The sequence below is a fragment of the Dokdonella sp. genome (assembly GCF_049593775.1).
In the GTDB taxonomy this organism is placed as follows: domain Bacteria; phylum Pseudomonadota; class Gammaproteobacteria; order Xanthomonadales; family Rhodanobacteraceae; genus Dokdonella.
On sequence record NZ_JBAWHJ010000388.1, the window covers coordinates 1 to 4,192 of the forward strand.

General features: G+C 61.4%; 3 protein-coding genes and 1 pseudogene. 1 reads left to right on the forward strand and 3 read right to left on the reverse strand.

Going from position 1 to position 4,192, the window contains the following annotated elements; translation table 11 throughout:
• On the forward strand, positions 1-187 hold a 187-nt coding region (locus WBP53_RS13270; protein WP_423929683.1), incomplete at its 5' end, for a hypothetical protein.
• A 115-nt stretch (positions 188-302) separates the two neighbouring features.
• Here WBP53_RS13270 and WBP53_RS13275 read toward each other — a convergent pair.
• From WBP53_RS13275 to WBP53_RS13285, 3 genes and pseudogenes are all read right to left on the reverse strand, one after another.
• Positions 303-1,817 carry a S8 family serine peptidase gene (locus WBP53_RS13275; RefSeq protein ID WP_423929685.1) on the reverse strand — a complete coding sequence of 505 codons (1,515 nt, stop codon included), beginning with the start codon at positions 1,815-1,817 and terminating at the stop codon, positions 303-305.
• Between the two features lie 137 nt (positions 1,818-1,954).
• Positions 1,955-2,719 carry an NAD kinase gene (locus tag WBP53_RS13280; protein WP_423929687.1) on the reverse strand — a complete coding sequence of 255 codons (765 nt, stop codon included), beginning with the start codon at positions 2,717-2,719 and terminating at the stop codon, positions 1,955-1,957.
• Between the two features lie 271 nt (positions 2,720-2,990).
• Positions 2,991-4,192, reverse strand: a pseudogene (locus tag WBP53_RS13285) (NAD-glutamate dehydrogenase); the annotation flags it as partial.

Consider the following 4,192-nt stretch of genomic DNA (forward strand, 5'->3'; position numbering starts at 1 on the left):
CAATGGCTGGCGCGCGAAAACGCCGCGATCCACTTTGTCGATTGCCGGCGCGATGCTGCGCACTGAAATCCTGCCCTTGCCTCAACGAGCGCATATTCTGACGGGTTTGCGAGTTGATGGAGAGGACCGGGCTGAAAACATGCTGGACTGCGGAAATACTGGCTCGTCATTCCGCAGGTTGGGCTGAGCGAAGCGATGCCCAACATTCCCGCTTGCATCAACAGCCACTCGGCGATGGACTCCACGATGTTGGGGTTCGCTTTCGCTCACCACCAACCTACGCAGACGCCCGGCAAATCGCCTCAGTCGTCAGCACCATCCGCAAAGATCTTTTCGGCGACCATGAACGCGGCGTACACATCGATCTGTCCATGGCCCTGGACCGGATTCGGAAACGTCGTCGATGGAATTCCGCCGCAAACCTGAGTGGTCGAGGTTAGTGGGACCGCGGTGCTGCGCAGCAAGTCTGCCATCGCCTGCGGATTGCCTTTCAGTGACGCGTCCAGCGACATCAGCAGCGCGGCGGCACCGGCGACATGCGGCGATGCCATGCTGGTTCCGGTTAGCGAGCTGTAGTAGGCATTGGCCGTATTGTTGTAGTTCGGAACACTGGAGCGAACCGTTTGCCCCGGCGCGATCACGTCCGGTTTGCCATTCACGCTGCCAGCGACAGGCCCGCGCCCGGAACCGGAATACATGTTGTTCGCGCTGTTGGTCCCACCAACAGTGAAGGTTGCGTCATAGGTGGCAGGTGAATCGCCAATCGTGCTGCAACTGGAACCGCTATTGCCCGCCGCAGCGACGAAAAAGATGCCGGCATCAACGATGTTGTCGATGGCTTCCCTGAGTTCCTCGCCGGTCGTGCAACCTTCGGACGCTGGACAGCCCCAGGAGTTGTTGACGATGTCGGGAGCAAGATCACTGTTGGGATTCTGATTGGATGCGTCAGTCGGTGCGACAAACCATTGCGTGCACTCGATATAGGTAGCAGGCGAGCCGTCACCGGCATTCATGTTGCGGCATCCGACCCATCGCGCATCCGGGGCCACGCCAACCTGATTACCTGCGCCGTCGTCGCCAACCATGGTCCCCATGGTGTGGGTTCCATGGCCGTGATCGTCGCAAGGGGCTGAAGCATCCGCGCCGCAACTGCTGCCGGCGGCATGAACCGCATCATGCCAGTTGTAGGCATGATCGGTGGTGGCACCGTTCCAGCCGCGGTATCTGTCCTTGATGGCAGGATGATCCCAGCGATACCCCGTGTCCTGTCCCGCAATGACCACGTTCTGGCCGCGAATGCCCATTGCCCAGACTTCCGGCGCACGCACCTTGTTGACTCCCCACTCGATGGCCAAAGGCGAATTGGCCTGGTTCGTTGCCGGCAATGCTTCATCTTCGGCCGAGTCAGCAGGCAGTTGCAGAGGCAGAAAACGATTCGAGCGGACTGCCGCCACATCGGTGCGCGCGTCCAGTTGCTCGAGTTGTTCCGCGTTCAACGTGGCCTGGATCGAATTGACGATCCAGTACGAGCGATAGGTGATCCCTTGCGCATCCATCCACGATCGCAAGTTGGCCTGGCTGACTTCGGCGGTGGCGCGCAGTGTATCGACGAGGTCGCGCCGCCGCTGCAGGTAGTCACCGTCGGTTCGGAGCAGTTGCTTGGGTGCCTTGGCTTCGAGCACGATCAGGGTATCCACCGATCCAGCCTGCCGCGCCATGTCGCGCAGACCTGCATCGATTTCGGCCGCTTGCAGCGGTGCGATGGCTGCCGCGCAGGCAAGCGCAAGCGGGGCGTGACGAAGCAGAGAAACGGACATCGAATGACTCCTGGGTCGTGCGGTCGTAAGCAACATGAACGCCCTCTGTGGGGCGGGCCAGCTCAGCACTTTAAGCGAAGCAACACGAGTTTCCCAGCAGATATCCCGCCGGGTCCTTGAACCGTGCAGGTCCGGGACTACACCGTGAACTGTTCCCTGAGGATGCGTTCCTCAAGATTGTGCTCGGGGTCGAACAACAGGGTCATGGTCTGGTCGACCGATTCCCGAATCAGGACCTCGACCACATCGCGCACTTCGCTGGAATCGGCGGTGGCGCTGACCGGACGCTTGTAGGGATCCAGCACTTCCAGCTTGATCTCGGTCGTCGCGGGCAGGACTGCACCGCGCCACCGACGCGGACGAAACGGGCTGATCGGCGTCATCGCCAGAAGCTTGGAGCCAATCGGCAGGATCGGACCGTGTGCAGACAGGTTGTAGGCGGTGGAGCCGGCCGGCGTGGCGACCAGCAGGCCATCGCACATCAGCTCCTCGATACGCACCACGCCATTCAGCGAAACGCGGATGTGAGCAGCCTGTTTGGTCTGACGCAGCAGTGATACTTCGTTGAAGGCGAGCGCCTCCACCGTGGTACCCGATTCGGAATGTGCACTCATGCTCAACGGATGCATGGTCGTTGGCTGGGCGCGAGCGAGGCGCTCGTGCAGGTCATCCGGGTGAAATGGATTGAGCAGAAAGCCGATCGTGCCGAGCTTCATGCCATAAACCGGCTTGCCCAGCGCAAGATGGCGATGCAGAGTACGCAGCATGAAACCGTCACCACCCAGGGCAACGATGACGTCGGCGTCTTCCGGCGCGGTATCGCCGTAGCGCTCCTTGAGCAGGGCCAGTTGCGACTGCGCCTCGTCTCCGTGACTGGCCACCAGGGCAATGCGCTGACTCACGATCCCTCTCCCATGTCGTTCGCACCACGCGATGCGGCAGGGTCGACTCTAGCAGACCACGGCAGATGCTCTTGCCTTCTCCCCTCGGGAGAAGGTGCCCGACTGCGTCCGACAGGATCGGACGCGAACAGCGAAGCCGGCCCGAAGGGTGAGCCCAATGGATGCGGCGAATCAAGGCGGATGAGGGTGCGAGGCAGTCTCAATCTCCCGCTTTGCTCGAACCCTCAGCCACCCCTCCGGGGCACCCTCTCCCGGTGGGAGAGGGAAAAAGCTAGATCAACTGGGCCAGGCGGCGAACCGCGACCGAAACAATCGGGTAGTCGATCACGACCTGGCTGCGCATGTCGGACAGGGTTGCCAGGGTCATCTTCAGCACCGGATCATCCCGATTGATCCAGGCCGCCACGCGCTGCGCGCCGTCACCGGTGCTGTCGTCGGCCAGCATCTGCGAAACCAGTGAACGCTGCTGGGCATTGAGTTCGTCACGCAGCGATCCTCGTGCGTGCGCATGCCAGCGTGTTTCCACGGGCAGTTCCTCGACCTTCTCCATCAACCATTTCAGGTTGAGGGCTTCGCCGACGGCAAAGTAGACCGCGGCCACTTCGGCCACGCTTTGCTGGTTCTGCAGTGCGACGAGTGCAATGTCCATGGCCGAATTCAACGCAGGCAGGTGCGCAAGCTGGTCGGCCAGATCGACCGGGAAACCCTGTTCAACCCAGCGCTCGCGAGTGGCATCGAACACGGCGCGGTCGGCTGCACTGACCACGCTGTCGATGCGCGACTTGAGTTCGTTCATCACTGGCCAGTAGCGATCCACCGCGGCTGCGATGTCCTGCACCTCACCGGGGTGATTCAGCAACCAGCGGGTCATCTTGCGCAGCAGCTTCCAGATGGCCAGGTTGGCATCGATTTGTGCGTTGCCATTCACCTTGCCGTCCAGTTCCTCGATGGAGGCCCACAGACCACGTGCCTCGAGCACTTCACGCGCAATGTTGAACGCCTTGGCGACGGCAGCTGGAGTCTGCCCGGTGTCTTCCTGCATGCGCAGCATGAAGGTGGCACCCATGCGGTTGACCATCGAGTTGGTCACCGCCGTTGCGATGATCTCGCGCTTCAGGCGATGCCGCTCCATGTGCTCGGCGAAACGCTCGCGCAGCGGCTCCGGGAAGTAGCGGCGCAGTTCCTTCGAAAGATAGGGATCTTCCGGCACATCGGAATCCAGCAATTGCTGGAAGATCACGATCTTGGCATAGGAGAGCAGGATCGCCAGTTCAGGACGGGTCAGGCCCACTCCGCGTGCCTTGCGCTCGGTGAACTCGTTGTCGCTGGGCAGGAATTCGATCTGGCGATCAAGCAGCCCCTGCGACTCGAGGGTACGAATCAGATGCTGCTTGGAACCCAGCCGGGCCACCGACATGCGCTCCATGATGCTGATAGCTTCGTTCTGGCGATAGTTGTCGAACAGGACAAGAC

What these genes read in the sequence shown, in the direction of transcription:
- WBP53_RS13275 (WP_423929685.1), bottom strand. Translation starts at nt 1,817, where the DNA reads ATGTCCGTTTCTCTGCTTCGTCACGCCCCGCTTGCGCTTGCCTGCGCG.